25 protein-coding genes are annotated in these 23,948 nt (G+C 66.0%); 14 read left to right on the top strand and 11 right to left on the bottom strand.

The window, feature by feature from the left end; all coding sequences use genetic code 11:
* Positions 1–49: 49 nt before the first annotated feature.
* Positions 50–376 (bottom strand): DOPA 4,5-dioxygenase family protein, encoded by a 327-nt coding sequence (locus tag C4K40_RS00195; RefSeq protein ID WP_053137869.1) that lies wholly within the window; start codon positions 374–376, stop codon positions 50–52.
* A gap of 84 nt (positions 377–460) precedes the next feature.
* Between C4K40_RS00195 and C4K40_RS00190 the strand changes: the two genes are divergently transcribed.
* Positions 461–1,120, top strand: coding sequence for an NAD(P)-dependent oxidoreductase (locus C4K40_RS00190; protein ID WP_053137867.1), 660 nt, complete (start codon positions 461–463; stop codon positions 1,118–1,120).
* A 3-nt stretch (positions 1,121–1,123) separates the two neighbouring features.
* On the opposite strand, the gene C4K40_RS00185 is transcribed toward C4K40_RS00190, so the two are convergent.
* Positions 1,124–2,122, bottom strand: a complete 999-nt coding sequence (locus C4K40_RS00185; RefSeq protein ID WP_053137864.1) for a LysR family transcriptional regulator — start codon at positions 2,120–2,122, stop codon at positions 1,124–1,126.
* A 66-nt stretch (positions 2,123–2,188) separates the two neighbouring features.
* A complete protein-coding gene (locus tag C4K40_RS31760) occupies positions 2,189–2,338 on the bottom strand; it encodes a hypothetical protein (RefSeq protein ID WP_157064376.1) in 150 nt (49 codons plus the stop codon).
* On the opposite strand from C4K40_RS31760, the gene ubiA reads away from it, so the two are divergent.
* Positions 2,337–3,242 (top strand): 4-hydroxybenzoate octaprenyltransferase, encoded by a 906-nt coding sequence (ubiA, locus tag C4K40_RS00180; protein ID WP_053137861.1) that lies wholly within the window; start codon positions 2,337–2,339, stop codon positions 3,240–3,242. The genes C4K40_RS31760 and ubiA overlap by 2 nt on opposite strands.
* A 59-nt stretch (positions 3,243–3,301) precedes the next feature.
* Positions 3,302–3,781 carry a DoxX family protein gene (locus tag C4K40_RS00175; protein WP_022642228.1) on the top strand — a complete coding sequence of 160 codons (480 nt, stop codon included), beginning with the start codon at positions 3,302–3,304 and terminating at the stop codon, positions 3,779–3,781.
* Here C4K40_RS00175 and C4K40_RS00170 read toward each other — a convergent pair.
* On the bottom strand, positions 3,747–4,697 hold the full coding sequence (locus tag C4K40_RS00170) for a LysR family transcriptional regulator (protein WP_053137858.1): 951 nt from the start codon (positions 4,695–4,697) through the stop codon (positions 3,747–3,749). The genes C4K40_RS00175 and C4K40_RS00170 overlap by 35 nt on opposite strands.
* 114 nt (positions 4,698–4,811) lie before the next feature.
* Here C4K40_RS00170 and betC point away from each other — a divergent pair, with 114 nt between their 5' ends.
* The 3 genes from betC to C4K40_RS00155 all read left to right on the top strand — a co-directional run bounded on the left by betC (position 4,812) and on the right by C4K40_RS00155 (position 8,960).
* A complete protein-coding gene (betC, locus tag C4K40_RS00165) occupies positions 4,812–6,326 on the top strand; it encodes a choline-sulfatase (protein ID WP_053137855.1) in 1,515 nt (504 codons plus the stop codon).
* A gap of 21 nt (positions 6,327–6,347) precedes the next feature.
* On the top strand, positions 6,348–7,280 hold the full coding sequence (gene choX, locus C4K40_RS00160; protein WP_053137852.1) for a choline ABC transporter substrate-binding protein: 933 nt from the start codon (positions 6,348–6,350) through the stop codon (positions 7,278–7,280).
* Between the two features lie 111 nt (positions 7,281–7,391).
* Positions 7,392–8,960, top strand: coding sequence for a SulP family inorganic anion transporter (locus C4K40_RS00155; protein ID WP_053137849.1), 1,569 nt, complete (start codon positions 7,392–7,394; stop codon positions 8,958–8,960).
* Positions 8,961–9,034: 74 nt separating this feature from the next.
* On the opposite strand, the gene aroE is transcribed toward C4K40_RS00155, so the two are convergent.
* Positions 9,035–9,856, bottom strand: a complete 822-nt coding sequence (aroE, locus tag C4K40_RS00150; protein ID WP_053137846.1) for a shikimate dehydrogenase — start codon at positions 9,854–9,856, stop codon at positions 9,035–9,037.
* 43 nt (positions 9,857–9,899) lie between these two features.
* The gene (gene hemF / locus C4K40_RS00145) at positions 9,900–10,817 is read right to left on the bottom strand and encodes an oxygen-dependent coproporphyrinogen oxidase (RefSeq protein WP_053137843.1); all 918 of its coding nucleotides are present in this window, start codon (positions 10,815–10,817) and stop codon (positions 9,900–9,902) included.
* 327 nt (positions 10,818–11,144) lie between these two features.
* On the opposite strand from hemF, the gene C4K40_RS00140 reads away from it, so the two are divergent.
* Entirely contained in the window at positions 11,145–12,122 is a 978-nt protein-coding gene (locus C4K40_RS00140; RefSeq protein ID WP_053137840.1) for an NADPH:quinone reductase, read from the top strand.
* A 64-nt stretch (positions 12,123–12,186) separates the two neighbouring features.
* On the opposite strand, the gene C4K40_RS00135 is transcribed toward C4K40_RS00140, so the two are convergent.
* Both C4K40_RS00135 and dprA read right to left on the bottom strand, forming a co-directional pair.
* The gene (locus C4K40_RS00135; protein WP_022642221.1) at positions 12,187–12,744 is read right to left on the bottom strand and encodes an L-threonylcarbamoyladenylate synthase; all 558 of its coding nucleotides are present in this window, start codon (positions 12,742–12,744) and stop codon (positions 12,187–12,189) included.
* Between the two features lie 54 nt (positions 12,745–12,798).
* Positions 12,799–13,902, bottom strand: a complete 1,104-nt coding sequence (dprA, locus tag C4K40_RS00130; RefSeq protein WP_053137838.1) for a DNA-processing protein DprA — start codon at positions 13,900–13,902, stop codon at positions 12,799–12,801.
* 369 nt (positions 13,903–14,271) lie between these two features.
* On the opposite strand from dprA, the gene def reads away from it, so the two are divergent.
* From def to C4K40_RS00105, 5 genes are all read left to right on the top strand, one after another.
* Positions 14,272–14,778, top strand: coding sequence for a peptide deformylase (gene def, locus C4K40_RS00125; protein WP_022642219.1), 507 nt, complete (start codon positions 14,272–14,274; stop codon positions 14,776–14,778).
* A gap of 70 nt (positions 14,779–14,848) precedes the next feature.
* The gene (fmt, locus tag C4K40_RS00120; RefSeq protein WP_031320859.1) at positions 14,849–15,793 is read left to right on the top strand and encodes a methionyl-tRNA formyltransferase; all 945 of its coding nucleotides are present in this window, start codon (positions 14,849–14,851) and stop codon (positions 15,791–15,793) included.
* Complete coding sequence (gene rsmB, locus C4K40_RS00115) at positions 15,790–17,100, top strand: 16S rRNA (cytosine(967)-C(5))-methyltransferase RsmB (RefSeq protein ID WP_053137835.1); 1,311 nt, start codon at positions 15,790–15,792, stop codon at positions 17,098–17,100. Before fmt ends, rsmB begins: the two co-directional genes overlap by 4 nt.
* A gap of 24 nt (positions 17,101–17,124) precedes the next feature.
* Complete coding sequence (trkA, locus tag C4K40_RS00110) at positions 17,125–18,498, top strand: Trk system potassium transporter TrkA (protein ID WP_053137831.1); 1,374 nt, start codon at positions 17,125–17,127, stop codon at positions 18,496–18,498.
* A 33-nt stretch (positions 18,499–18,531) separates the two neighbouring features.
* The gene (locus C4K40_RS00105) at positions 18,532–18,849 is read left to right on the top strand and encodes a tetratricopeptide repeat protein (RefSeq protein WP_022642215.1); all 318 of its coding nucleotides are present in this window, start codon (positions 18,532–18,534) and stop codon (positions 18,847–18,849) included.
* Between the two features lie 151 nt (positions 18,850–19,000).
* Here C4K40_RS00105 and C4K40_RS00100 read toward each other — a convergent pair whose 3' ends face one another.
* The 3 genes from C4K40_RS00100 to tag form a co-directional block, all read right to left on the bottom strand.
* Positions 19,001–19,240: a PilZ domain-containing protein gene (locus tag C4K40_RS00100; RefSeq protein ID WP_053137828.1), complete on the bottom strand. Its 240-nt coding sequence runs from the start codon at positions 19,238–19,240 to the stop codon at positions 19,001–19,003.
* Positions 19,241–19,311: 71 nt separating this feature from the next.
* Positions 19,312–20,199 carry a lysophospholipid acyltransferase gene (locus C4K40_RS00095; protein WP_022642213.1) on the bottom strand — a complete coding sequence of 296 codons (888 nt, stop codon included), beginning with the start codon at positions 20,197–20,199 and terminating at the stop codon, positions 19,312–19,314.
* Between the two features lie 91 nt (positions 20,200–20,290).
* Positions 20,291–20,851 carry a DNA-3-methyladenine glycosylase I gene (tag, locus tag C4K40_RS00090; protein ID WP_022642212.1) on the bottom strand — a complete coding sequence of 187 codons (561 nt, stop codon included), beginning with the start codon at positions 20,849–20,851 and terminating at the stop codon, positions 20,291–20,293.
* A gap of 81 nt (positions 20,852–20,932) precedes the next feature.
* Between tag and glyQ the strand changes: the two genes are divergently transcribed.
* The gene (glyQ, locus tag C4K40_RS00085) at positions 20,933–21,886 is read left to right on the top strand and encodes a glycine--tRNA ligase subunit alpha (protein WP_022641565.1); all 954 of its coding nucleotides are present in this window, start codon (positions 20,933–20,935) and stop codon (positions 21,884–21,886) included.
* Positions 21,883–23,937 (top strand): glycine--tRNA ligase subunit beta, encoded by a 2,055-nt coding sequence (gene glyS / locus C4K40_RS00080; RefSeq protein ID WP_022641564.1) that lies wholly within the window; start codon positions 21,883–21,885, stop codon positions 23,935–23,937. Before glyQ ends, glyS begins: the two co-directional genes overlap by 4 nt.
* Positions 23,938–23,948 lie beyond the last annotated feature (11 nt).

Genomic DNA, 23,948 nt, shown 5'->3' with positions numbered 1-23,948 from the left:
AAAAGGGTTCCAGGAGCAGTCCTGGAACCCTTTTTCATTGCTGGGCGCCTCAGAACACGCTCAGGTCCAGAGGCCGCAGCGCTCCCATCCAGATCGCATGGTCAGTGTGGTCCTGTAGCTCGTCGCCGGTTTCCGGGTGCAGGAACACCACCAGTCCCTGGCGATTGAGCGCCAACCAGGGCACCACCTGGCCGAACAGTTCCGGTCCGAAGGCCAGCTGGCAGCTCCAGTCCGGATGTGGCCCGACTTGCCGCTCGTGGACCCGACCCATGCGCAGGTCGAACAACTGCGCCGCCTGCTCGCACAGGGCCCGGGCCTGCTCGATGGTGCTGGCGTCAAAATAGACGTGGGCGTGGTAGCCCTTGATTCGTTGCATGCAAACCCTCGCGATATAAGACGAACCCTCAGGGCCCGCCACAGGTCACAAGCCTACCTGTAGGAAACAAGAGGAGGCCCGGCCATGAAAAATGCCGAAACCCCAGTGGTCAAGCTGGCGCTCTATGGTGCCACGAGCAGCCTGGGCAGTGCGCTGATGGCGGAAAGCTTGAGGCGCCAGCACGAAGTCATCGCCATTCTCGACGATCTCACCGCCCTGGCCCCGCGCCCTGGCTTGCGCACCAAGGGCGGCAACCTGTTCGATGCCGACGGGGTGCAGCAGAGCGTGGCCGGCTGCTCGGCGGTGATCTGCCTGCTGGATGCTCCCGGCCTGCCGGGCAGTGCGATGCCGGGCCGGGTCGCCGATCCGCTGGCCCAGGTGCAGGCGGCCGATGCGCTGGTTGCAGGCCTGCAAGCAGCCAAGGTCCAGCGGCTGGTCCTGGTGGGCAATTTCGCCATTCTCGACGACCCGCCCGTCTATACCAGCCTGCCCCATCACGCTGCCGAGGAGATCCTCGAAGCCCTGCACAGCAGCCCCCTGGACTGGACCCTGGTCAACGCCCCGCGCTCCGTGGCCGGGCTGGGTATCGAACACTTCAACCAGGTGGGCGACAACCTCGAGCCCGGGCTCGCCGAGCCTCTGCGGCGGCTCAATGGCGTGGCCGTGGGCATCAACGACGAACTGCGCCTGAATCTGCACCTGCGCGAGCATGTGGAGTTCGTCGGCATCCACGAAAACGGTTGACCCTCAGGGCTGGCAGACCAGGGTCGCCGCCACGTCCAGCAACTGGCGGCGCAACCACAGGTGGGCCGGATCGGGGTCGTTGCGCCCATGCCAGATCGCCAGCAGCGGCGATGGCTCGAGCGCCAGCGGCAAGGGCCGCTGGCACAGGCCGAAGCGCTGCTCAAGATCCCGGGCCAGGGGTTGCGGCACGATCGCCACCAACGGCGACTGCTCCAGCAACTGCGGCAGCACCAGGGAATGGGGCAGGGTGAGCTTGTACCGGGGCCGGCGACCGATCGCCGCCATGGCCTGTTCCAGCTGCTGGCGATGGAACATCTCCGATTGCCGGGCGATGCCGCGCTCGAGGATGTAGCCGTTGACCGCGCCTTCCTCCTGGCCACCGACCGAAAGGATGACCAAGGGGCAGTCCGCCAGGACCGGCAGCGTCACCTGCGGCAGGTCGAGCAGCGGGTGACCGGGGCACATCAGCAATACATCGCGCTGCTCCCACAGGCAGGCGCTGTGCACCCGCCGCGGCAACTCGGCGAACATGCCGATGGCGAGGTCGATGCGCCCGACATCGATCTGTTCGGCCAGGTCCAGGCGGGTCGAGGGCCGGACCACCAGGTCCACTCCCGGTGCCTGCCGGGCCAGGCGCTGCAGCAATGGCGCCAGCAGCACCGAACTCAGGTAGTCGTTGCTCGCCAGGGTGAAAGTGCGCACGGCACTAGCCGGGTCGAAGGCCTCCACGCCCACGGTGCGCTGGATGCTCAGCAACGCTTCGCGCAAAGGGCCGGCGATCGCCTCGGCCCGGGCCGAGGGCTGCATGCCCCGAGCGGTCCGGATGAACAGCTCGTCCTGCAGGGATTCGCGCAGCCGGGTCAGGGCATGGCTGACCGCCGACTGGCTCAAATGCAAGCGCTTGCTGGCCAGGAGGATGCTGCGGTCCTCGTAGATGGCAGCGAAAACCCGCAGCAGGTTGAGGTCGAAACGCGGGAGGCCGGGCACTTCGTCACGGAGCATATTGCATATCCTGCAGGAGGCTATTGCGGATTGTTCGCTTGCCGCCGGGGGCGGGCGCGGGCAACTTTAGCAGCATCCGACCCGCACCCAGAACGCCCCGCGACCACGCCCGGCGATCACGCTGGCGGCTTGCCCGAAGTTCGCTGAAAGCCCGCTGCGCCCCCTGGATTGCAGGGCGCTGCAGCGGCCATGGAAGACCACCCTGGAACCGAACATGAACGCCCCCGATCTCAACGACATCCCGGCCCGGGACTGGGTCGCCACCCGGCTGCCTCGCACCTGGCAACCCTACGCCCGGCTGATGCGCCTGGACCGGCCCATCGGTATCTGGCTGACCCTGCTGCCGGCCCTGGCTTCGCTGGTGCTGTCTGCCGGGCAGGTGCCCCCGGCCTGGCTGGTGCTGGTGTTCTGCCTCGGCGCGCTGCTGATGCGCAGCGCCGGTTGCAGCATCAACGACATCCTCGACCGGCGCTTCGATGCCCAGGTCAACCGCACCCGCCAGCGCCCCCTGGCCAACGGCTCGTTGAGCCTGCATCAAGCCCTGGCCTGCCTCGCGATCCAGCTGTTGTTGGCCGCCGCCTTGTTGTTGACCCTGCAGCCGCTGACGGTGCTGCTGGCCCTGTGCTGCGTGCCCCTGACCCTGGTCTATCCGCTGCTCAAGCGCTTCACCCACTGGCCCCAGGCGTTCCTCGGCGCGGTGTTCAATTGGGGCGTGCTGATGGCCAGCGTGGAGACCACCGGCGCCCTGCAACCCGGCGCCCTGGCGTTGTGGCTCGGTTGCCTGTTCTGGCAACTGGGCTACGACACCTTGTATGCCTACAGCGACCGTGAAGACGACCTGAAGATGGGACTGCGCTCCACCGCGACCCTGTTCGCTGGCCAAGGCAAGGCCTGGATCGGCGCTTTCTACACCATGACGCTGTTGTGCTGGGGCGCGGCAGGGTTGCTGGCCGGGGCCAATCCCGGATTCTTCATCCTGCTGCTGCCGATCGGGCTATCCCTGGCCTATCAGCTCAGCCTGTTCAGCCCCGACGATCCGGGGCCCTGCAACCACCTGTTCCGCAGCAACTGCCATATCGGCGTCCTGCTGCTGGCCGGGGCCTCGGTGGCCATCGTCTAGCCACGGCTTTCGCCATACCCGCAACAACCACGACCTCCAACTACACAAGGATTTGTCATATGCCTGCCCGTTCGTTCGCCCCCGCAATGCCCTCGCCAACCTCCGGCAACCCGCCGCAACAGTGGGCGACCCTGCTGCTGCGCCTGGCCCTGGGGGCCATGTATTGTGCCCACGCACTGTTCAAGATCCTGGTGCTGGGCTGGCCGGGGACGATCAAGCTGTTCAGCCTCACCGGCATGCCCGAGTGGCTGACCTACCCGGCGGTGGCGGCGGAACTGCTGGGCGGCTTGCTGCTGATCCTGGGGATTGGCGTGCGCTGGGTGGCCCTGGCGCTGCTGCCGATGCTGCTGGGGGCCATCGCGTTCGTCCATGGCGCCCACGGCTGGATCTACACCAGCCCGGGCGGTGGCTGGGAATACCTGGCCTTCCTGGCCGTGGTGTCGCTGGCGTTGGTCTGCCTGGGCAACGGCGCGCTGTCCCTGGCCGGATTGTTCAAGGCCCCGGTCAAAGGGCAATGGACGGCAACGCCAACCCCTTGAGGGTCTGGGCGCTGGTGGCTTGCTCGGCCATCAGCCAGTCGACGAAACGCTGGATCAATGGCCCCCGGCGCTTACGCTGGGGCAGCACTACGTAATAGCCGTAGCTGGAGATCACCGTCTCGGCGATAGGCCGGCACAACAGGCCCTGGGCCAGCAGGCTGTCCACCAAGTGGCGCCAGCCGATGGCTACCCCCTGGCCGGCGATGGCCGCCTGGATCAGCAGGGTGTAATTGTCGAAACGCAACTGCCCTGGGGCTGGCGCGGCAGCGATGCCCAGTTCGCGAAACACCCCGCTCCAGTCGAACCAGTGGCTGCTGGCCTCGCCGCGCAGGTGCAGCAACGGCAACTGCAAAAGCACTTGGACGGGCAGGGGCGCAGTGCGCCCCCCGAGCAAGGCCGGGCTGCATACCGCGAACACTTCTTCGCTGAACAGCCAGTGGCTTTGCCCATGCTTGAAGCGGCCATCGCCGAACAGCACCGCCACGTCGATATCGCTGCGCAAGGTGGCGTGGCTGCGTTCGCTGGTGACCAGGCTGACATCCACCTGGGGATTGGCTTCATGGAAACGATGCAGGCGCGGCATCAGCCAGTAGGCGGCGAAGGCGAAATCGGTGGCGACCTGCAGCACCTCATGCTGATGCTGCTGGCGCAGGGCACCCAGACCGGCGTCGATGCTCTGCAAGCCGACCTGGACCTGCTCCAACAGCAGGCTGCCGGAGTCGGTCAGCTCGATGCCACGGTAGATCCGGTCGAACAGCCGCACCCCCAGCTGTTCTTCCAGCCGCTTGACCTGCTGGCTGATGGCCGGCTGGGTGGTGCCCAGCTCCAGGGCGGCGGCAGTGAAGCTGCGCAGGCGGGCCGCCGCTTCGAACACCCGCAGCAGGTCCAGGGACAGGTCACCCAGGGCTTCATACATAAGCTGTGCTTATCCTAGTCATTGTCGTGCATGGGCTTTACCGCCACCGGCATGGGACCCATCCTCGATCGCAGCAATCTCGCATAACCATCGACTATGGAATGCCGCGATCCCATGAAGCGCAAGAACATTCTTTTCATCATGGCCGACCAGATGGCCGCGCCCTTGCTGCCGTTCTACGGTCCATCGCCGATCCGCTTGCCGCACCTTGCGCGCCTGGCCGCCGAGGGCGTGGTGTTCGAGGCGGCCTACTGCAACAGCCCGCTGTGCGCACCCTCGCGCTTCACCCTGGTCAGCGGGCAGTTGCCCAGCAAGATCGGCGCCTACGACAACGCCGCCGACTTTCCCGCCGATGTACCGACCTACGCCCACTACCTGCGGCGCCTGGGCTACCGCACGGCGCTGTCGGGCAAGATGCACTTTTGCGGCCCGGACCAGCTGCACGGCTATGAAGAGCGCCTGACCAGCGACATCTACCCCGCCGACTACGGCTGGGCGGTGAACTGGGACCAGCCAGGCGTGCGCCCCAGTTGGTACCACAACATGTCCTCGGTATTGCAGGCCGGTCCCTGCGTGCGCACCAACCAGCTGGACTTCGACGAGGAGGTGCTGTTCAAGGCCCGGCAGTACCTGTTCGACCATGTCCGCGAGGCCGGCGACCAGCCGTTCTGCCTGACCGTGTCGATGACCCACCCCCACGATCCGTACACCATCGCCAAGGCCTACTGGGACCTGTACCGCGATACGCCGATCCCCATGCCCCAGGCGCTGCCCCAGGACCAGCAGGACCCGCATTCCCAACGCCTGCTCAAGGTCTACGACCTGTGGGACAAACCACTGCCCGAGGACAAGGTCCGCGATGCCCGGCGGGCCTACTTCGGCGCCTGCAGCTACATCGACGATAACGTTGGCCAGTTGCTGCAGACCCTGGAGGAGACCGGCCTGGCGGACGACACCATCGTGGTGTTCTCCGGCGACCACGGCGACATGCTGGGCGAGCGTGGCCTCTGGTACAAAATGCACTGGTTCGAAATGGCCGCCCGGGTACCGCTGCTGATCCATGCCCCCGGGCAATTCGCCGCCGGCCGGGTCAGCCAGGCGGTGTCCACCGCCGACCTGCTGCCGACCCTGGTGGAACTGGCCGGTGGCGCCCTTGAACCTGACCTGCCCTTGGACGGGCGCTCGTTGCTGCCGCACCTGCAAGGGCAGGGCGGGCATGACGAGGTATTCGGCGAATACATGGCCGAAGGCACCATCGGCCCGCTGATGATGATCCGCCGTGGCGCCTACAAGTTCATCTACAGCGAGGACGACCCATGCCTGTTGTTCGACGTGGCCAACGACCCACACGAACGCGAGGAACTGTCCCGCTCGGCGGAGCATCGCCAGCTGTTCGCCGACTTCCTCCAGGAGGCCCGCAACCGTTGGGACATGCCTCGGATCCACCAACAAGTGCTCGCCAGCCAGCGGCGCCGGCGTTTCGTCGCCACGGCCCTGGGCATCGGCAAGCTCAAGAGCTGGGACCACCAGCCGCTGGTGGACGCCAGCGCGCAGTACATGCGCAACCATATCGACCTCGATGACCTGGAGCGCAAGGCTCGTTATCCACAACCCTGCCAAGACCAATGACAAAAACCCAAGGGGAAGAGCATGCAGAAGTTATCCACAGCAGCGATCGCCACGCTGGTGCTTTTGGCCAGCGCACCGGCCTGGGCCGAGCCTGGATGCGAGACAGTGAAGATGGCCGACCCGGGCTGGAGCGACATCGCCGCCACCAATGCCATCACCGGCTTCTTGCTCGAGGGCCTGGGCTACAAACCCAAGGTCGATACCCTGGCGGTGCCGATCATCTTCGGCGGACTCAAGGACGGCCGGGTGGACGTGTTCCTGGGCAACTGGATGCCGGCGCAACAGGGCTTCCATGACAAGTTCGTGGCCAACGGCGATGTCACCCGGCTGGCGCAGAACCTGGAGGGCACCCAGTTCACCCTGGCCGTGCCGGACTATGTATGGGACGCCGGGGTACATGACTTCAACGACCTGAACAGATACGCCGAACAGCATCCCCGGGAAGTCGACAAGAAGCTCTACGGCATCGGCTCCGGAGCTCCGGCCAACCTGTCGTTGCAGGAGATCATCAAGCACGACGACTTCGCCCTCGGCCAGTGGAAGCTGGTGGAATCCAGCGAGCAGGCGATGCTCGCCGAGGTGTCGCGGGCGGTGAAAAAACACAAGTTCGTCACCTTCCTCGGCTGGACGCCGCACCCGATGAACGTGCAACTGAACATGCGCTACCTCACCGGGGGCGAGAAATACTTCGGCGCCAGCGGCAGCGTCTACACCCTGACACGCAAGGGGTATGCCCAGGCTTGCCCGAACGTCGGCAAGCTACTGGGCAACCTGCGGTTCACCCAGGACATGGAGAACGGCATCATGGCCGAGGTGGCCAACCGCAAGGTCAGCCATGCCGAGGCCGCCCGGGCCTGGATCAAGGCCAACCCGGCGGTGCTGGGCCAATGGCTGGACGGTGTGACGACCCTCGATGGCAAGGATGCGCTGCCAGCCGTGCAAGCCCGCCTCTAGCATCCATCGTAGGAGCGAGGGGTGGGCGCCCCCTTGCTCCTACAGGGATGGGGTAAGCCCTGCGGCAATGCTTTACCCTGACGCCTCTGAACACGCTGAACGCGAGGACCCATGGCCTGGCCCGACCGCCATTCACTGCTGCCGTTCCTGAGCTGGCTGCCACGCCAGACCCGCGCCAGTGCCGGCCGCGACCTGCTGGTGGGCCTGAGCGGGGCGATCCTGGCGCTACCGCAATCGATCGCCTATGCCCTGATCGCCGGGCTGCCGCCGGAGTACGGGCTGTACGCGGCCATAGTCCCGGTGCTGGTGGCCTGCCTGTGGGGCTCGTCCTGGCACTTGATCTGCGGCCCCACGGCGGCCATTTCCATCGTTCTCTACACCAGCGTCAGCCCCTTGGCGGTGCCGGCTTCGGCGGACTACATCACGCTGATCCTGCTCTTGACCCTGCTGGCCGGGATCTTCCAGTGGCTGCTGGGGATGCTGCGCTTCGGCGCCCTGGTGAACTTCGTCTCGCATTCGGTGGTACTGGGCTTCACCCTCGGCGCGGCGGTGGTCATCGCCCTGGGCCAACTGCCCAACCTGATGGGCCTGGACTTGCCGAACCAGGCCACCGCCCTTGGCAGCCTGGGCCTGCTGTTGCAGCACCTGGGCAACCTCGACCGGCCGTCCCTGCTACTGGGGCTCGGCACCCTGGCGCTGGGGGTCGGCTTCAAGCTGCTGGCCCCGCGCTGGCCAGGCCTACTGCTGAGCCTGGTACTCAGTGCGCTGGCGGTCTGGCTGCTGCCGGGACTGTTCGGCCAGGTACGGCTGGTGAGCGCCTTCGCCGGCCACTTGCCGCCCCTGAGCCCCCTGCCGCTGGACCTGGAGCTGGTCCTGCGGCTGCTGCCCAGCGCCGTGGCGGTGGGCATGCTGGGGCTGGTGACCAGCCTATCGATCGCCCGCTCGCTATCGGCCCGCTCGGAGCAGCTGCTCGACGCCAACCAGGAAGTGCGCGCCCAGGGCCTGTCGAACATCGTCGGCGCCTTCTTCTCCGGCTATCTGTCCTCCGGCTCCTTCACCCGCTCAGGGCTGAGCTACGAGGCCGGCGCCCGTTCTCCCCTGGCCGGGGTGTTCTCGGCGCTCTGGGTGGCGCTGTTCGCAGTGGCCGGCGCCGGGCTGATCGCCCATATCCCGATCCCCGCCATGGCCGGCAGCATCCTGCTGATCTGCTGGGGCCTGGTGGACCACCGGGCGATTCGTGCGTTGTTCCGGGTCAGTCGCGCCGAATTCGCCGTGATGAGCCTGACCTTCGTCGCCACCTTGCTCCTGGAATTGCAGACCGCGATCTATGCCGGGGTCCTGGCGTCGCTGTTCTTCTACCTCAAGCGCACCTCGCAACCCCGGGTGCAGTACAGCCGCGAAGGCGACGAGGACGTCCTGCGGGTCGGCGGCTCGATCTTCTTCGGCGCCAGCCATTACCTGCAGGTACGCATGCAGCGTTGCCACGGGGCGAAACTGGTGATCGACGCGCGGCAGATCAACTTCATCGACTATTCGGGAGTGGCGATGCTGCACCAGGAGGCGCGCCGGCTCAGGCGCCAGGGTGGCAGCCTGACCCTGCGCCGGGCTCGGGCCTCGGTGATCGAGGAATTGCGCAAGCTCGAAGGCGCGGAGCAATGCCCGATCCGCTTTGAGGATTGAGCATGGGTTGCTGTGGGGTCATAGCGACGAGCCCATCGCCAGCCGGCTATCGCTATTAACGATGAGGCGATCGGTCAGAGCGCCAGCTGGCGCCGCAGCTCGGCCAGTACCGGGGCGCTGTCCGGGCGCACGCCACGCCACAGGAAGAAGGCTTCTGCCGCCTGCTCGGCGAGCATGCCCAGGCCATCGAGCACCTGGGCCGCGCCCTGTGCGCTGGCCCAACGGCAGAAGGTGGTCGGCTCCTTGCCGTACATCATGTCGTAGCACACCGTCCTGCCCGGCTCGACCAGGCTGCCGGAGATCGCCGGCAACTCGCCAGAAAGACTGGCGGAAGTGGCGTTGATGATCAGGTCCACCGACTCTTCCAGCCAGTCGTAACCGCTGGCCGATACCGGCCCCAGGTCGGCGAAGGCCGCGGCCAGTTGCTCGGCCTTCTCCACGGTGCGGTTGGCGATCACCACCGAGGCCGGTTGCTCGGCCAGCAACGGCTCCAGGGCACCACGCACCGCGCCACCGGCGCCCAGCAGCAGGATGCGCTTGCCCTTGAGGCCGACCCCGGCATTGACCGTGAGGTCGCGCACCAGACCGGCACCGTCGGTGTTGTCTCCCAGCAAGCTGCCATCGTCCTGCTTGCACAGGGTGTTCACTGCGCCGGCGCGCTGCGCTCGACGGGTGAGGCTGTCGCACAGGCGATAGGCTTCTTCCTTGAACGGCACGGTGACGTTGGCCCCGCGCCCGTGGGCGAAGAAGCGCCGGGCGGTGCCGGCGAAATCGTCCAGGGGCGCCAGCAGGGTGGCGTATTCCAGCTGCTGGCCGGTCTGTTCGGCGAACAGCCGGTGGATCAACGGCGACTTGCTGTGGCCGATCGGATTACCGAAGACAACGTACTGGTCCATCTCTTCCCCCTTTGTGCAATGCCGATTCATCCGCCCGGTCCGCTCAGTTGGCGCCGGCCAGCCAGTCGCGATCCTTGAGGAAGTACTCGGTCAGGCGCGCTTCCTCGCTGCCCGGCTCGGCCTTCCAGTCATAACCCCAGCGCACCTGCGGCGGCAGCGACATGAGGATCGACTCGGTGCGGCCGCCCGATTGCAGGCCGAACAGGGTGCCACGGTCGTAGACCAGGTTGAATTCCACGTAGCGGCCCCGGCGGAACTCCTGGAATTCGCGCTGCTGCTCGGTGTAGGGGGTGGCCTTGCGGCGCTGGATGATGGGCAGGTAGGCCTCGATGTAGGCATCGCCGATGGCGCGCATGAAAGCGAAGCTGGTGTCGAAGTCCCATTCGTTCAGGTCGTCGAAGAACAGGCCGCCGATGCCCCGCGGCTCGTTGCGGTGCTTGATGTGGAAGTAGCTGTCGCACCAGGCCTTGTAGCGTGGATAGACATCGGGCCCGAAGGGCGCGCAGGCGCGTTCGGCGACCCGGTGCCAGTGCACGCAGTCTTCCTCGTTGGCGTAATAGGGGGTCAGGTCGAAGCCGCCGCCGAACCACCAGACCGCTTCCTCGCCTTCCTTCTCGGCGATGAAGAAGCGCACGTTGGCGTGGGAAGTGGGTACATGGGGGTTATGCGGATGGATCACCAGGGACACGCCCAGGGCCTCGAAACCGCGACCGGCCAGTTCAGGCCGGTGGGCACTGGCCGATGGCGGCAGGCCGCTGCCGAACACATGGGAAAAGTTGACCCCGCCTTTTTCGATCACCGCGCCATCGCCGATCACCCGGGTACGACCGCCACCGCCGGCAGGGCGGGTCCAGGCGTCCTCGATGAAACGGGCGCCGCCGTCTTCGGTTTCCAGTGCGGCACAGATACGGTCTTGCAGGTCGAGCAGGTAGGCCTTCACGGCCTCGGTGCGGGTAGTCATGGCATCACCTTGGGTCGGGCAAAGCTACGCGGCGCTAGGGATGACGCGCAGGCCGGCGCAAATGGGCGCGTAGCATAACACCGCGCCGGGGCCTGCCGCAGTTGACGAAGGTCAAGCAGAGGAGTCCGATAGGGCACTTTTAACAGGCCGTTCAAAAATGTAGGCGGGCAGCCAGCGCAAGGCGAAAACAGACGAAAAAAACGCAGTTTACAAGTGTAAATGAGCATTTTGACCGGGCTGGCGCACCAGCCTGTTTTCAACGCAGCGATGGCAACGCAGGTAGTTTTTCAACGTCCTGTTCAACATGCGATCGAGGAGAGAGGAAAGATGGCCAAACGTATCCAGTTCCGCGCCCATGGCGGCCCCGAAGTACTTGAGTATGTGGATTACCAGCCGGCCGAGCCGGGCCCGCAGGAAGTGCGGGTCAGCAACCGGGCCATCGGCCTGAACTTCATCGACAACTACTACCGCAGTGGCTTGTATGCGCCACCGGCCTTGCCCTCGGGCATGGGTTTCGAAGGCGCGGGGGTGGTCGAGGCGGTGGGCAGCGCGGTGACCCGCTTCAAGGTTGGCGACCGAGTGGGCTACGGCAGCGGCCCGCTGGGCGCCTACAGCGATGTGCATGTACTGCCCGAAACCAACCTGGTGCTGCTGCCTGAGGGCATCAGTTTCGAACAAGCGGCGGCGGTGATGCTCAAGGGCCTGACCGTGCAGTACCTGCTGCGCCAGACCTACGAACTCAAAGGCGGCGAGACCGTGTTGTTCCACGCGGCGGCAGGTGGCGTCGGCGCCCTGGCCTGCCAGTGGGCCAAGGCCCTGGGGGTGAAGCTGATCGGTACTGTCAGCTCGCCGGAAAAAGCCGCCCTCGCCAAGGGCCTCGGCGCCTGGGAAACCATCGACTACAGCCATGAGAACGTGGCCCAGCGGGTGCTGGAACTGACCGGCGGACGCAAATGCCCGGTGGTCTATGACGGCGTCGGCAAGGACACTTGGCTGACTTCCCTGGACTGCCTGGCGCCACGCGGCCTGATGGTCAGCTTCGGCAATGCCTCGGGGGCGGTGGAAGGGGTGAATCTGGGAATCCTGGCGGCCAAGGGTTCGCTGTACGTGACCCGGCCGACCCTGGGCAGCTACGCCAACAGCGCCGAGAACCTGCAACGCATGGCCGACGACCTGTTCGGCATGATCACCAGCGGCCACATCAGGGTCGAGATCAACCAGCGTTTCGCCCTGGCGGACGCGGCCAAGGCCCACGTCGAGCTGTCGGCGCGGCGCACCACCGGCTCCACGGTACTGCTGCCCTAGTCAGGGGAAACAGTGGGCGAGGGTGGCGCGCTCCAATCGGCGCCGCAGCCCTCGCCAGCGCGGCTCAGGAAGGCCGGATCACCTTGCCGGTGGCCAGGTCGCGGATCAGGCTGGGGTTCTTGCGCCCGCCCAGGCTGCCGCTCAGGACCAGGTCCAGCTGCCCCCGGAAGTACTGTTCGACCCGCAACCGGGTCCGCGCCGCCGGGCGCCCCTGGGGGTTGGCCGAGGTAGAGATCAATGGCCCCACCAGGGCACAGAGCTCACGCACCAACGGATGGTCGCTGACCCGCAGGGCCACGGTGTCGTGGAGCCCGGTGACCCATTCGGGCAACAGGTTCTGATGGGGCACCAGCCAGGTATTGGGACCCGGCCAGGTGCTGGCCATGCGTTCGATCCAAGTGTCGGGGAAATCCTCGAACAGGAAGTCGAACTGGTGGATATTGTCGGCGATCAGGATCAAGCCCTTATCCACCGACCGCGACTTGATCGCCAACAGGCGATCCACCGCCTCTTCGTTCCACGGATCGCACCCCAGGCCCCAGACCGCTTCGGTTGGATAGGCAATCACCGCCCCTGCGCGAATCTCTCGTGCGGCTTGTTGCACACGCCAACTGCTGACCATTGCCGACTCTCCAGATAAAAGCTGTGCGCAGTTTACCGATCCTGCTTATAAAACCTAGCTCAGGCGCGCAAACCAGCGCCCGTTTTCATTGACCGCGCGACCATCGACCTCCAGCTCGGTCAGGCTCGCCAGCACCCGGGGCAGGGGCCAGCCACTGGCCAGCGCCAGGGCCTCGCTACCCTGGGGAGCGGCGTGCAGCAGGACCAGCAGCGGATGGGAATCGGTGGCGACCGGCTCGACTGACGGCGGCAAGCGTTGCCAGCCCTGCAACGTCTCGAGGATGTGCTGGACGCTTTCCACCAGTACCGCGCCATCGCGGATCAGCTGGTGACAACCGCGGGCCCCGGGGTGATGGATCGAACCGGGAATGGCATACACCTCGCGCCCCTGCTCCGCCGCCAGCCGGGCAGTGATCAGCGAGCCGCTGGCGACACTGGCCTCCACCACCAGCACCCCCAGGGACAGGCCGCTGATGATCCGGTTGCGCCGGGGAAAATGCTCCGGGCGCGGCCCGGTATCCAGGGCGAACTCGGACACCAGCGCACTGCCTTGCTCGACCATCGCCCGGGCCAGCTCCCGGTGACGCTGTGGATAACAATTTTCCAGGCCGGTGCCGAGCACCGCCACGGTGCGCCCGCCGACCTCCAGCGCAGCCCGGTGCGCGGCCCCGTCGATGCCCAGGGCCAGGCCGCTGGTGATGACGAAACCGGCCTCGGCCAGGCTCCTGGAAAACGCCGCCGCAGTATCCAGGCCGGGCCGCGAGGCACGCCGGCTGCCCACCAGCGCCAACTGCGGCGACTCGAGGATCGTCGGATCGCCGGCCACGAACAGCAGGGGCGGGGCATCCTCCAACTGGGCCAGCAACGCCGGGTAGCCGGGCTGGTCCCACATCAGCAAGTGCCTGGTCTGGCCGTCTATCCAGGCCAACGCGCGCCGAGCGCCCTCGCGCACCGTAGCGCTGCGCCGGGCCTCGGCACAGGCCGCCGGCAGCCCCAGGGACTGCCAGGCAGCGGCCGGGGCGCTGAGGGCCTTGGCCGCACCACCGAAAGCCTGGAACAGGCGCTTGAAACGCATGGGGCCAAGGCCAGGCAGGCCATGCAAACGTAGACGAGCCTCCAGTTCCGCTGGGGAAATGGCGCCAATGGTCGGGTGCGACATGGATCATCCTTGATCGTCATGGCTCCGGCGAATACCGGAACAACCTGTGGATAAGTCTGTTGGTAACTTGTTGAGGAACGCCTTCCCTCAAGACCCCGGGCGCTTGCCCGGGCACTCTTGGCCAAGCCAGGCCGGCACGGATGCGCATGGATGGGGAAAAGCGCCGACGATCCGCCTGCAGCCCAGGGACAGCAAGGCGAACAGTGATTTCCTCAGGGGCTGAATCCCTTTATCATGTGCGTTCGCGTGAAACGCCAGAGCCTGCACGGCTCGCTCCCTTGCAGAGCACGTTTTACATCGGCGGCCCAGGTCCAGGACCTGCCAGGACGCCGGATCCGCCCTCATTTCACACGTGTAGCAATTACGCCTATGGCCATTTTAAACATCCTCGAATTCCCCGATTCGCGCCTGCGCACTATCGCCAAACCCGTGGCCGTAGTGGACGACGAAGTGCGTCAGTTGGTCGACGACATGTTTGAAACAATGTATGAGGCCCCGGGCATCGGCCTGGCGGCGACCCAGGTCAACGTGCACAAGCGCGTCGTGGTCATGGACCTGTCCGAAGACCGCAGCGAGCCCCGGGTCTTCATCAACCCCGAGTTCGAACCCCTGACCGACGAAATGGACCAGTACCAGGAAGGTTGCCTGTCGGTACCCGGCTTCTACGAAAACGTCGACCGCCCGCAGCGGGTCAAGGTCAAGGCCCTGGACCGCGACGGCAAGCCCTACGAGTTGATCGCCGAAGGCCTGCTGGCGGTGTGCATCCAGCACGAGTGCGACCACCTGAACGGCAAGCTGTTCGTCGACTACCTGTCCACGCTCAAGCGCGACCGGATCAAGAAGAAGCTGGAAAAGCAGCATCGCCAGCAGGCTTGATAGCCGTCTTGCAAAGGCTTGCCATGGCAAGCCTTTTTCTTTTTCGCATCTTCAGCAAGCGAGATTCTCCATGACTGAGCCATTGCGCATCGTCTTTGCCGGCACTCCCGAATTCGCCGCCGAACACCTCAAGGCCCTGCTCGCCAGCCCCTACGAGATCGTGGCCGTCTATACCCAGCCCGATCGCCCGGCCGGCCGTGGGCAGAAGCTGATGCCCAGTGCGGTCAAGGCCCTGGCCGTGGAGCATGCGATCCCGGTCTATCAGCCGCAGACCCTGCGCAACGCCGAGGCCCAGGCCGAACTGGCCGCACTCAAGCCGGACCTGATGGTGGTGGTGGCCTACGGCCTGATCCTGCCCCAGGCGGTGCTGGATATCCCACGCCTGGGCTGCATCAACAGCCATGCCTCGCTGCTGCCACGCTGGCGTGGTGCGGCGCCGATCCAGCGCGCCGTGCAGGCCGGCGACGCCGAGAGCGGCGTGACCGTGATGCGCATGGAAGCGGGCCTGGACACCGGGCCGATGCTGCTCAAGGTAGTCACCCCGATCAACGCCGAAGACACCGGCGGCACCCTGCACGACCGCCTGGCCGCCATGGGCCCGGGTGCCGTGGTGCAAGCCATCGCCGGCCTGGCCGCCGGCACCCTGCAAGGCGAAGTGCAGGACGATAGCCTGGCCACCTACGCCCACAAGCTGAACAAGGACGAGGCACGCATCGACTGGAGCCGTCCCGCCGTGGAACTGGAACGCCTGGTCCGCGCCTTCAACCCATGGCCGGTGTGCCATAGCACCCTCGATGGTGAAAGCGTGAAGGTACTGGCCGCCAACATATCCACAGGCCAGGGCACCCCAGGCGAAGTCCTGTCCGCCAGCAAGGACGGCCTGGTCGTCGCTTGCGGTGCCGGCGCCCTGAGCCTGACTCGCCTGCAATTGCCCGGTGGCAAGGCCCTGGCCTTCAGCGACCTGTTCAACAGTCGCCGCGAGAAGTTCGCCAGCGGCAAGGTACTCGGCCAATGAATCCACGCCTGGCTGCCGCCCGTGCCCTTGCCGCCGTACTCAGCGGCAAGGCCTCGCTCAACAGCTCACTGCCCGCGCAGTTGGACAAGGTCGAGGAGCGTGATCGCGGCCTGACCCAGGACCTGGCCTTCGGCACCGCCCGCTGGCAACCGCGCCTCGAACTGCTGGCCGCGCAATTGCTGCAGAAGCCCTTCAAGGCGGCCGACGCCGATGTCCAGGCGCTGCTGCTGGTGGGCCTGTACCAGCTGTTCTACAGCCGCATCCCGGCCCACGCCGCCATCGGCGAGACCGTCGGTTGTGCCGACAAGCTCAAGAAACCCTGGGCCAAGGGCCTGCTCAATGCCGTGCTGCGCCGCGCCCAGCGTGAGGGTGAGGAACTGCTCGCCGGCATGGAGCGCGACCCGGTGGTGCGTACTGCCCACCCGCGCTGGCTGCAGAAATCGCTCAAGGCCTTCTGGCCCGAGCAGTGGGAAGCCATCTGCGCCGCCAACAACGCCCATCCGCCGATGATCCTGCGGGTCAACCGCCGCCACCACAGCCGCGATGCCTACCTGGCGCTGCTGGCCGAAGCGGGCGTTGGCGCCAGCGCCTGCCAGTACAGCCCAGACGGCATCGTGCTGGCCGAGGCCTGCGACGTGCGCGGCCTGCCAGGCTTCGCCGATGGCTGGGTGAGCGTGCAGGACGAAGCCGCGCAACTGGCCGCCGACCTGCTGGACCTGGCCCCCGGGCAGCGGGTGCTGGACGCCTGCTGCGCCCCTGGCGGCAAGACCTGCCACATCCTCGAAGCCGAGCCGGCCCTGGCCGGCGTGGTGGCCGTGGACCTGGAAGCCAAGCGCCTGGTCCGCGTGCGGGAAAACCTCGAGCGCCTGGGGCTGGACGCTCAATTGATCGCCGCCGACGGCCGCGACACCCAGGCCTGGTGGGACGGCAAGCCGTTCCAGCGCATCCTGCTGGACGCGCCCTGTTCGGCTACCGGGGTGATCCGCCGGCATCCGGACATCAAGCTGACCCGCCAGCCCGACGACATCGCGGCCCTGGCGCAGCTGCAAGGCGAGCTGCTGGATACCCTGTGGCAAACCCTCGAGGTGGGCGGCATCCTGCTCTACGCCACCTGCTCGACCCTGCCCACCGAGAACACCGAGGTGATCGGCGCCTTCCTCGCCCGTACCCCGGGCGCCCGGGAGCTGGACCTGGCCACTGAAGCCGGCCTGCGCCAGCCCCACGGCCGCCAGCTGCTGGCCCAGGAGGGCGGCCACGACGGCTTCTACTATGCCAAGCTGATCAAGATCGCCGCATCGCGCGGGTAAGCACAAGAATCTAGGGAGTAGTGGATGAAGATCATCATCCTCGGCGCCGGCCAAGTAGGCGGCACGCTGGCCGAACACCTGGCCAGCGAAGCCAACGACATCACCGTGGTGGACACCGATGGCGAACGCCTGCGCGATCTCGGCGATCGCCTGGACATCCGTACCGTGCAGGGCCGCGGCTCCTTTCCCACGGTGCTGCGCCAGGCCGGGGCGGACGATGCCGACATGCTGGTGGCCGTGACCAACAGCGACGAAACCAACATGGTGGCCTGCCAGGTCGCCCACACCCTGTTCCACACCCCGACCAAGATCGCCCGGGTGCGCGAGGCCGCCTACCTGACCCGTGCCGGCCTGTTCGACAACGATGCCATTCCGGTGGACGTGCTGATCAGCCCGGAACAGGTGGTGACCAACTACATCAAGCGCCTGATCGAACACCCCGGTTCGCTGCAGGTGATCGACTTCTACGAGGGCAAGGCCCAGCTGGTGGCGGTGAAGGCCTACTACGGCGGCCCGCTGGTCGGCCAGCAACTGCGCCAACTGCGCGAACACATGCCCAACGTCGACACCCGGGTGGCGGCGATCTTCCGCCGCGACCGGCCGATCATGCCCACCGGCGACACGGTGATCGAGGCCGACGACGAAGTGTTCTTCATCGCCGCCAAGGCCCACATCCGCGCGGTGATGAGCGAGATGCGCCGGCTCGAGGAGTCCTACAAGCGCATCGTCATCGCCGGTGGCGGGCAGATCGGCGAGCGCCTGGCCGAGGCCATCGAAAGCCGCTACCAGGTCAAGATCATCGAGATGAACCCGGCCCGCTGCCGCTATCTCTCCGACACCCTGGACAGCACCGTGGTCCTGCAAGGCAGCGCCTCGGACCGCGACCTGCTGCTGGAAGAGAACATCGCCGACGCCGACATCTTCCTGGCCCTGACCAACGACGACGAGGCCAACATCATGTCCTCGCTGCTGGCCAAGCGCCTGGGGGCGAAGAAGGTCATGACCATCATCAACAACCCGGCCTACGTCGACCTGATCCAGGGTGGCGATATCGACATCGCTATCAGCCCACAACTGGCCACCATCGGCACCCTGCTGGCCCACGTGCGCCGTGGCGATATCGTCAGCGTGCATTCCCTGCGCCGGGGCGCGGCGGAAGCCATCGAGGCCGTCGCCCATGGCGACGCCAAGTCGAGCAAGGTGATCGGACGGGCCATCGGCGACCTCGGCCTGCCACCGGGGACCACCATCGGCGCGGTCATCCGTGATGAAGAGGTGCTGATCGCCCACGACGATACGGTGATCGAGGCCGGGGACCACGTGATCCTGTTCCTTGTGGATAAAAAACATATCCGCGATGTGGAGAAGCTGTTCCACGTGGGCCTGAGCTTCTTCTGATCGAACGCTGTCTTGTCCACAGGAGTGACGACAATGCTGGAATCGCTGGAAAAAATGCTCGCCAAGGGTGTGGATAACCCACTGCTGCGCTTCGGCCTGGGCAAGGGTTACCTGGACCAGGGCGAACACGCCCGGGCCGCCACCCACCTGCAACAGTGCGTGACCCTGGACCCGAAGTATTCCGCGGCCTGGAAGCTTTTGGGCAAGGCCCTGCAAGGGCAGGGCGAGCTACAAGCGGCGCGCCAGGCCTGGGAGCAGGGCCTGGAGGCGGCCCGGAGCCAGGGCGACAAGCAGGCGGAAAAGGAAATGACCGTGTTCCTGAAAAAACTCGACCGCCAGTCCCAAGGCTGACCATCACCCTGTAACCGCTGCCGCAGGCTGCGAACGAGCGCAACGCTCGCGAGGCTCTGAAGACCAGCGAGGCTCGACAAGAGACCGCCAAGCGAGGCCCTGCGGTCCTTTTCGCCGCCTCGCGGGATCGGCAGCGGCTACAGGGCCGGGCTCAGAGATAACGCAGGGCGATGCCCTCGGCGTCCACCTGCACCACTTCCATGCGCACCCGCGGCGCGGCCACCGGCAAGCCCTGCACCTGGCCATAGACCACGGCGCCCTTGGGCAACCGCGCCAGATGCGGGCTTTGCACATAGACCCCGCTGGCCGAGAGGTTGCGGGTCTGCCCCAGGCATTCGCCGATGCTCTCGTGGGAAATCTTGATACGGAACGACTTGCGGTGATCGGACATCTTCTGCGCCCTTGTCCAGTGTCCTGTGGATAATCCTCGAGCGAGGTTATCCACAGATCGTGCCAGCTCTGTCAGTACCAGCGCGCCTCGCCAGGAGGGCGCTTCTTGAAACGCTTCATGCTCCACATGTACTGGCTCGGGTAGGCGGCCACGTAACGCTCGACCACCTTGCTCATGGCCGCGCAGGAGACTTCGGTGTCGGTGCTGTACATGTCCTCCGGAGCCGCCTCGAGGATCACCTTGTAGCCCGAGCCGTCGGGCAGGCGCAGGGCATGCAGGAACACGCCAACGGCCTTGCCGCCGGCCAGCATGTTGGGCACGAACTTGCTGGTCAGGGCCTGGGTGGCGAAGAAGGGCACGAAGATCCCGGCGGATTCGGCCGGTTCCGGGTCGGCGGGAATGCCCACCGAGCCGCCCTTGCGCACTTCCTTGATGACGCTGAGGATGCCTTCCTTGGTGGAGGCTGCCACGCGGTTGCCCAGTTGCACCCGCTGCTTGCGCAGCAGTTCGTCCACCGCCTTGAGCTTGGGCGGACGATAGAAAATGATCGGTTTGCACTGGCTGCAATAGAAGTGGTTGAGCACTTCCCAGTTGCCCAGGTGGCTGGTGATGCCCACCACGCCCTTGCCCGAGGCCAGGGCCTGCTGGAGCACTTCCAGGCCCTGGACTTCGCGCACCAGGGCAATGGAGCGTTCGGCCGGCCAGATCCAGGCACAGGCGCTTTCGGTCAGGGACTTGCCGATGTCCTTTAGGCTCTGGCCGACCAGACGCTCGCGCTCGGCGGGGTCCATCTGGGGAAAACACTTGGCGAGGTTGATCCGCACCACGTCGCGGGAGCGGTTGGGAGTCTTCCACATGATCCAGCCGATGGCCGCGCCGACCGCCTGCACCGCGCGCCAGGGCAGCAGGGCAAACAACCGCAGGGCTCCCACCAGCAGGGCGCCTTTGAACTTATCCACAGATGACTCCTGATCTCTTGGTCATGGCCTAGTCGCAGCCGGCTATTCTAACCGGCCATCGGCGCCTGTGCGAAAGCGCCTACCGTGGCGCTCATGGCGCCGGCGAGCCCAGGCTGGAGTAGCGATCGCAGTCGCGGGTGTGGTCCATGACCATGCCCGAAGCCTGCATCAGGGCGTAGCAGATGGTCGGGCCGACGAAGGTGAAACCAGCCTTGCGCAGGCCACGGCTCATGGCCTCGGCCTCGGGCGTCACCGCCGGGACCTCGCTGCGATCGGCGAAATGGTTGATCTTCGGCACACCGCCGACGAAGGACCAGAGGAACGCCACCGGATCGTCCAGCTCCAGCCAGGCCTGGGCATTGCGCCGCGCGGCCTCGAGCTTGAGGCGGTTGCGGATGATGCCCGGATCGAGCATCAGCTCGTCGATCTCGGCATCGCTCATCTGTGCCACCCGCTGCACATCGAAGCCGAACAGCACCTGCCGATAGCGCTCGCGCTTCTTCAGCACGGTGATCCATGACAACCCGGCCTGGAACCCTTCGAGCAATAACAACTCGAACAAGCGCTGCCCATCGCGCAGCGGTACGCCCCATTCCTGATCGTGATAAGCCATGTACAACGGATCTTCGGTACACCAAAAGCAGCGTGGCATAAGGCTCCAGGGGGCGTGCGCAGGACCGAATCGGGTATACTCCCGCTCCTTAAATCGCAGCCCAAGTAACAGGTGAATTTCGTGAGCCAGCCTACGCCAGCCGTGCGTACCTTCCAAGACTTGATCCTCGCCCTCCAGCAGTACTGGGCCGAGCAAGGTTGTGTGGTACTTCAGCCCTACGATATGGAAGTAGGCGCCGGCACTTTCCACACCGCCACATTCCTGCGGGCCATCGGCCCGGAAACCTGGAACGCCGCCTACGTGCAGCCAAGCCGCCGCCCCACTGACGGCCGCTACGGCGAGAACCCCAACCGCCTGCAGCACTACTACCAGTTCCAGGTGGTCCTCAAGCCCAACCCGGAAAACTTCCAGGAGCTGTACCTGGGCTCGCTCAAGCATGTGGGCCTGGACCCACTGGTGCACGACATCCGTTTCGTCGAGGACAACTGGGAATCGCCGACCCTGGGCGCCTGGGGCCTGGGCTGGGAAGTCTGGCTCAACGGCATGGAAGTGACCCAGTTCACCTACTTCCAGCAGGCCGGCGGCATCGAGTGCTACCCGGTGACCGGCGAAATCACCTATGGCCTGGAACGCCTGGCCATGTACCTGCAGGGCGTGGACTCGGTCTACGACCTGGTCTGGGCCGACGGCCCGTTCGGCAAGGTCACCTATGGCGATGTGTTCCACCAGAACGAGGTGGAGCAATCGACCTACAACTTCGAGCACGCCAACGTCGACAAGCTGTTCGAACTGTTCGATTTCTATGAAAGCGAAGCCAAGCGCCTGATCGAACTGGACCAGCCGCTGCCGTTGCCGAGCTATGAAATGGTCCTCAAGGCCTCGCACACCTTCAACCTGCTGGATGCACGCCGGGCCATCTCGGTGACCGCGCGCCAGCAGTACATCCTGCGTGTGCGCACCCTGGCGCGTTCCGTCGCGCAAGCCTACCTGCTGGCCCGGGCCAAGCTGGGCTTCCCGATGGCGACCCCGGACCTGCGTGATGAAGTGTTGGCTAAGTTGGAGGCGGCACAATGAGTGCGCAAGATTTTCTGGTTGAACTGGGCACTGAAGAACTGCCGCCCAAGGCCCTGGCGACCCTGGCCGAAGCCTTTCTGGCCGGCATCGAAAAAGGCCTGCAGAGCGCTGGCCTGAGCTTTGAAGCCAAGCACGTCTACGCCGCGCCACGGCGCCTGGCGGTACTGATCACCCAGCTGGCCACCCAGCAGCCGGACCGCAGCATCAACCTCGACGGCCCGCCACGCCAGGCGGCCTTCGATGCCGAGGGCAACCCGACCCAGGCCGCCCTGGGCTTCGCCAAGAAGTGCGGCGTGGACCTGAGCGAGATCGACCAGAGCGGCCCGAAACTGCGCTACAGCCAGAGCATCAAGGGCAAGCCTACCGCCAGCCTGCTGCCGACCATAGTCGAGGATTCGCTCAACGACCTGCCGATTCCCAAGCGCATGCGCTGGGCCGCGCGCAAGGAAGAGTTCGTGCGTCCGACCCAGTGGCTGGTCATGCTCCTGGGCGATGAAGTCATCGACTGCACCATCCTGGCCCAGAAGGCCGGCCGCGACTCCCGTGGCCATCGTTTCCACCACCCGGAAAACGTGCGCATCACCGCGCCGGCCAACTACCTGGCCGACCTGCGTGCTGCCTACGTGCTGGCCGATGCCAACGAGCGCCGCGAGTTGATCAGCAAGCGCACCGAAGAGCTGGCGCGCATGCAAGAAGGCACCGCCATCGTCCCGGCCGACCTGCTGGACGAGGTCACCGCCCTGGTGGAATGGCCAGTGCCGCTGGTGTGCTCGTTCGAGGAGCGGTTCCTGGAAGTGCCCCAGGAAGCCCTGATCACCACCATGCAGGACAACCAGAAGTACTTCTGCCTGCTGGACGTGGATGGCAAGCTGCTGCCGCGCTTCATCACCGTGGCCAACATCGAGAGCAAGGACCCGCGCCAGATCATCGAGGGCAACGAGAAAGTCGTGCGCCCACGCCTGACCGACGCCGAGTTCTTCTTCAAGCAAGACAAGAAGCAGAAGCTCGAGGACTTCAACCAGCGCCTGCAGAACGTGGTTTTCCAGGAGAAGCTGGGCAGCGTCTACGACAAGGCCGAGCGCGTTTCCAAGCTGGCCGCCTTCATTGCCCCGCGCATCGGTGGCGACGCCCAGCGCGCAGCCCGTGCCGGCATCCTCTCCAAGTGCGACCTGGCCACCGAGATGGTCGGCGAGTTCCCCGAGATGCAAGGCATCGCCGGCTACTACTACGCCCTCAATGACGGCGAGCCGCAAGACGTGGCCCTGGCCCTCAACGAGCAATACATGCCTCGTGGCGCCGGTGCCGAGCTGCCCAGCACCCTGACCGGTGCCGCCGTGGCCATCGCCGACAAGCTCGATACCCTGGTGGGCATCTTCGGCATCGGCATGCTGCCTACCGGTAGCAAGGACCCTTACGCCCTGCGCCGTGCGGCCCTGGGCGTGCTGCGGATCCTGATCGAGAAGAAGCTCGACCTGGACCTGAACGAAGCGGTGGCCTCTGCCGTCAGCGCCTTCGGCAGCAAGGTCAAGGCCGCCGGCCTGGCCGAGCAGGTGCTGGAGTTCATCTTCGACCGCCTGCGCGCACGCTACGAGGACGAAGGCGTGGACGTGGCCACCTACCTGTCGGTACGGGCCCTGAAACCGGGCTCGGCCCTGGACTTCGACCAGCGCGTACAGGCCGTGCAGGCCTTCCGCAAGCTGCCGGAAGCCGCGGCGCTGGCAGCGGTGAACAAGCGCGTGTCGAACCTGCTGAGCAAGATCGAAGGCAACGTGCCGACCACCATCGAAGCCAAATACTTCGACAATGCCAACGAGTTCTCCCTGTACTCGGCGATCCAGCAGGCGGACCAGGCTGTCCAGCCAATGGCCGCAGCCCGCCAGTACAGCGAGACCCTGGCCCGCCTGGCCGCCCTGCGCGAGCCGGTGGACGCCTTCTTCGAGGCGGTGATGGTCAATGCCGAGGACGCCAACGTACGGGCCAACCGCTATGCGCTGCTGGCGCGCCTGCGTGGCCTGTTCCTGGGCGTGGCCGACATTTCGGTACTGAGCTGAGCGGATAGGGA

Origin of the sequence: Pseudomonas sp. CMR5c (assembly GCF_003850545.1) — a bacterium.
In the GTDB taxonomy this organism is placed as follows: Bacteria; Pseudomonadota; Gammaproteobacteria; order Pseudomonadales; family Pseudomonadaceae; genus Aquipseudomonas; species Aquipseudomonas piscis.
Note: the sequence above shows the minus strand (reverse complement) of the source record. Positions and strands in the feature narration are given on the sequence as shown.

What these genes read in the sequence shown, in the direction of transcription:
- C4K40_RS00105 (WP_022642215.1), top strand. Translation starts at nt 18,532, where the DNA reads ATGCTGGAATCGCTGGAAAAAATGCTCGCCAAGGGTGTGGATAACCCA.
- fmt (WP_031320859.1), top strand. Translation starts at nt 14,849, where the DNA reads ATGACTGAGCCATTGCGCATCGTCTTTGCCGGCACTCCCGAATTCGCC.
- C4K40_RS00170 (WP_053137858.1), bottom strand. Translation starts at nt 4,697, where the DNA reads ATGTATGAAGCCCTGGGTGACCTGTCCCTGGACCTGCTGCGGGTGTTC.
- C4K40_RS00135 (WP_022642221.1), bottom strand. Translation starts at nt 12,744, where the DNA reads ATGGTCAGCAGTTGGCGTGTGCAACAAGCCGCACGAGAGATTCGCGCA.
- def (WP_022642219.1), top strand. Translation starts at nt 14,272, where the DNA reads ATGGCCATTTTAAACATCCTCGAATTCCCCGATTCGCGCCTGCGCACT.
- tag (WP_022642212.1), bottom strand. Translation starts at nt 20,851, where the DNA reads ATGCCACGCTGCTTTTGGTGTACCGAAGATCCGTTGTACATGGCTTAT.
- C4K40_RS00155 (WP_053137849.1), top strand. Translation starts at nt 7,392, where the DNA reads ATGGCCTGGCCCGACCGCCATTCACTGCTGCCGTTCCTGAGCTGGCTG.
- trkA (WP_053137831.1), top strand. Translation starts at nt 17,125, where the DNA reads ATGAAGATCATCATCCTCGGCGCCGGCCAAGTAGGCGGCACGCTGGCC.
- hemF (WP_053137843.1), bottom strand. Translation starts at nt 10,817, where the DNA reads ATGACTACCCGCACCGAGGCCGTGAAGGCCTACCTGCTCGACCTGCAA.
- C4K40_RS00195 (WP_053137869.1), bottom strand. Translation starts at nt 376, where the DNA reads ATGCAACGAATCAAGGGCTACCACGCCCACGTCTATTTTGACGCCAGC.
- C4K40_RS00100 (WP_053137828.1), bottom strand. Translation starts at nt 19,240, where the DNA reads ATGTCCGATCACCGCAAGTCGTTCCGTATCAAGATTTCCCACGAGAGC.
- ubiA (WP_053137861.1), top strand. Translation starts at nt 2,337, where the DNA reads ATGAACGCCCCCGATCTCAACGACATCCCGGCCCGGGACTGGGTCGCC.
- choX (WP_053137852.1), top strand. Translation starts at nt 6,348, where the DNA reads ATGCAGAAGTTATCCACAGCAGCGATCGCCACGCTGGTGCTTTTGGCC.
- C4K40_RS00185 (WP_053137864.1), bottom strand. Translation starts at nt 2,122, where the DNA reads ATGCTCCGTGACGAAGTGCCCGGCCTCCCGCGTTTCGACCTCAACCTG.
- rsmB (WP_053137835.1), top strand. Translation starts at nt 15,790, where the DNA reads ATGAATCCACGCCTGGCTGCCGCCCGTGCCCTTGCCGCCGTACTCAGC.
- aroE (WP_053137846.1), bottom strand. Translation starts at nt 9,856, where the DNA reads ATGGACCAGTACGTTGTCTTCGGTAATCCGATCGGCCACAGCAAGTCG.
- glyS (WP_022641564.1), top strand. Translation starts at nt 21,883, where the DNA reads ATGAGTGCGCAAGATTTTCTGGTTGAACTGGGCACTGAAGAACTGCCG.
- C4K40_RS31760 (WP_157064376.1), bottom strand. Translation starts at nt 2,338, where the DNA reads ATGTTCGGTTCCAGGGTGGTCTTCCATGGCCGCTGCAGCGCCCTGCAA.
- C4K40_RS00190 (WP_053137867.1), top strand. Translation starts at nt 461, where the DNA reads ATGAAAAATGCCGAAACCCCAGTGGTCAAGCTGGCGCTCTATGGTGCC.
- C4K40_RS00140 (WP_053137840.1), top strand. Translation starts at nt 11,145, where the DNA reads ATGGCCAAACGTATCCAGTTCCGCGCCCATGGCGGCCCCGAAGTACTT.
- dprA (WP_053137838.1), bottom strand. Translation starts at nt 13,902, where the DNA reads ATGTCGCACCCGACCATTGGCGCCATTTCCCCAGCGGAACTGGAGGCT.
- betC (WP_053137855.1), top strand. Translation starts at nt 4,812, where the DNA reads ATGAAGCGCAAGAACATTCTTTTCATCATGGCCGACCAGATGGCCGCG.
- C4K40_RS00175 (WP_022642228.1), top strand. Translation starts at nt 3,302, where the DNA reads ATGCCTGCCCGTTCGTTCGCCCCCGCAATGCCCTCGCCAACCTCCGGC.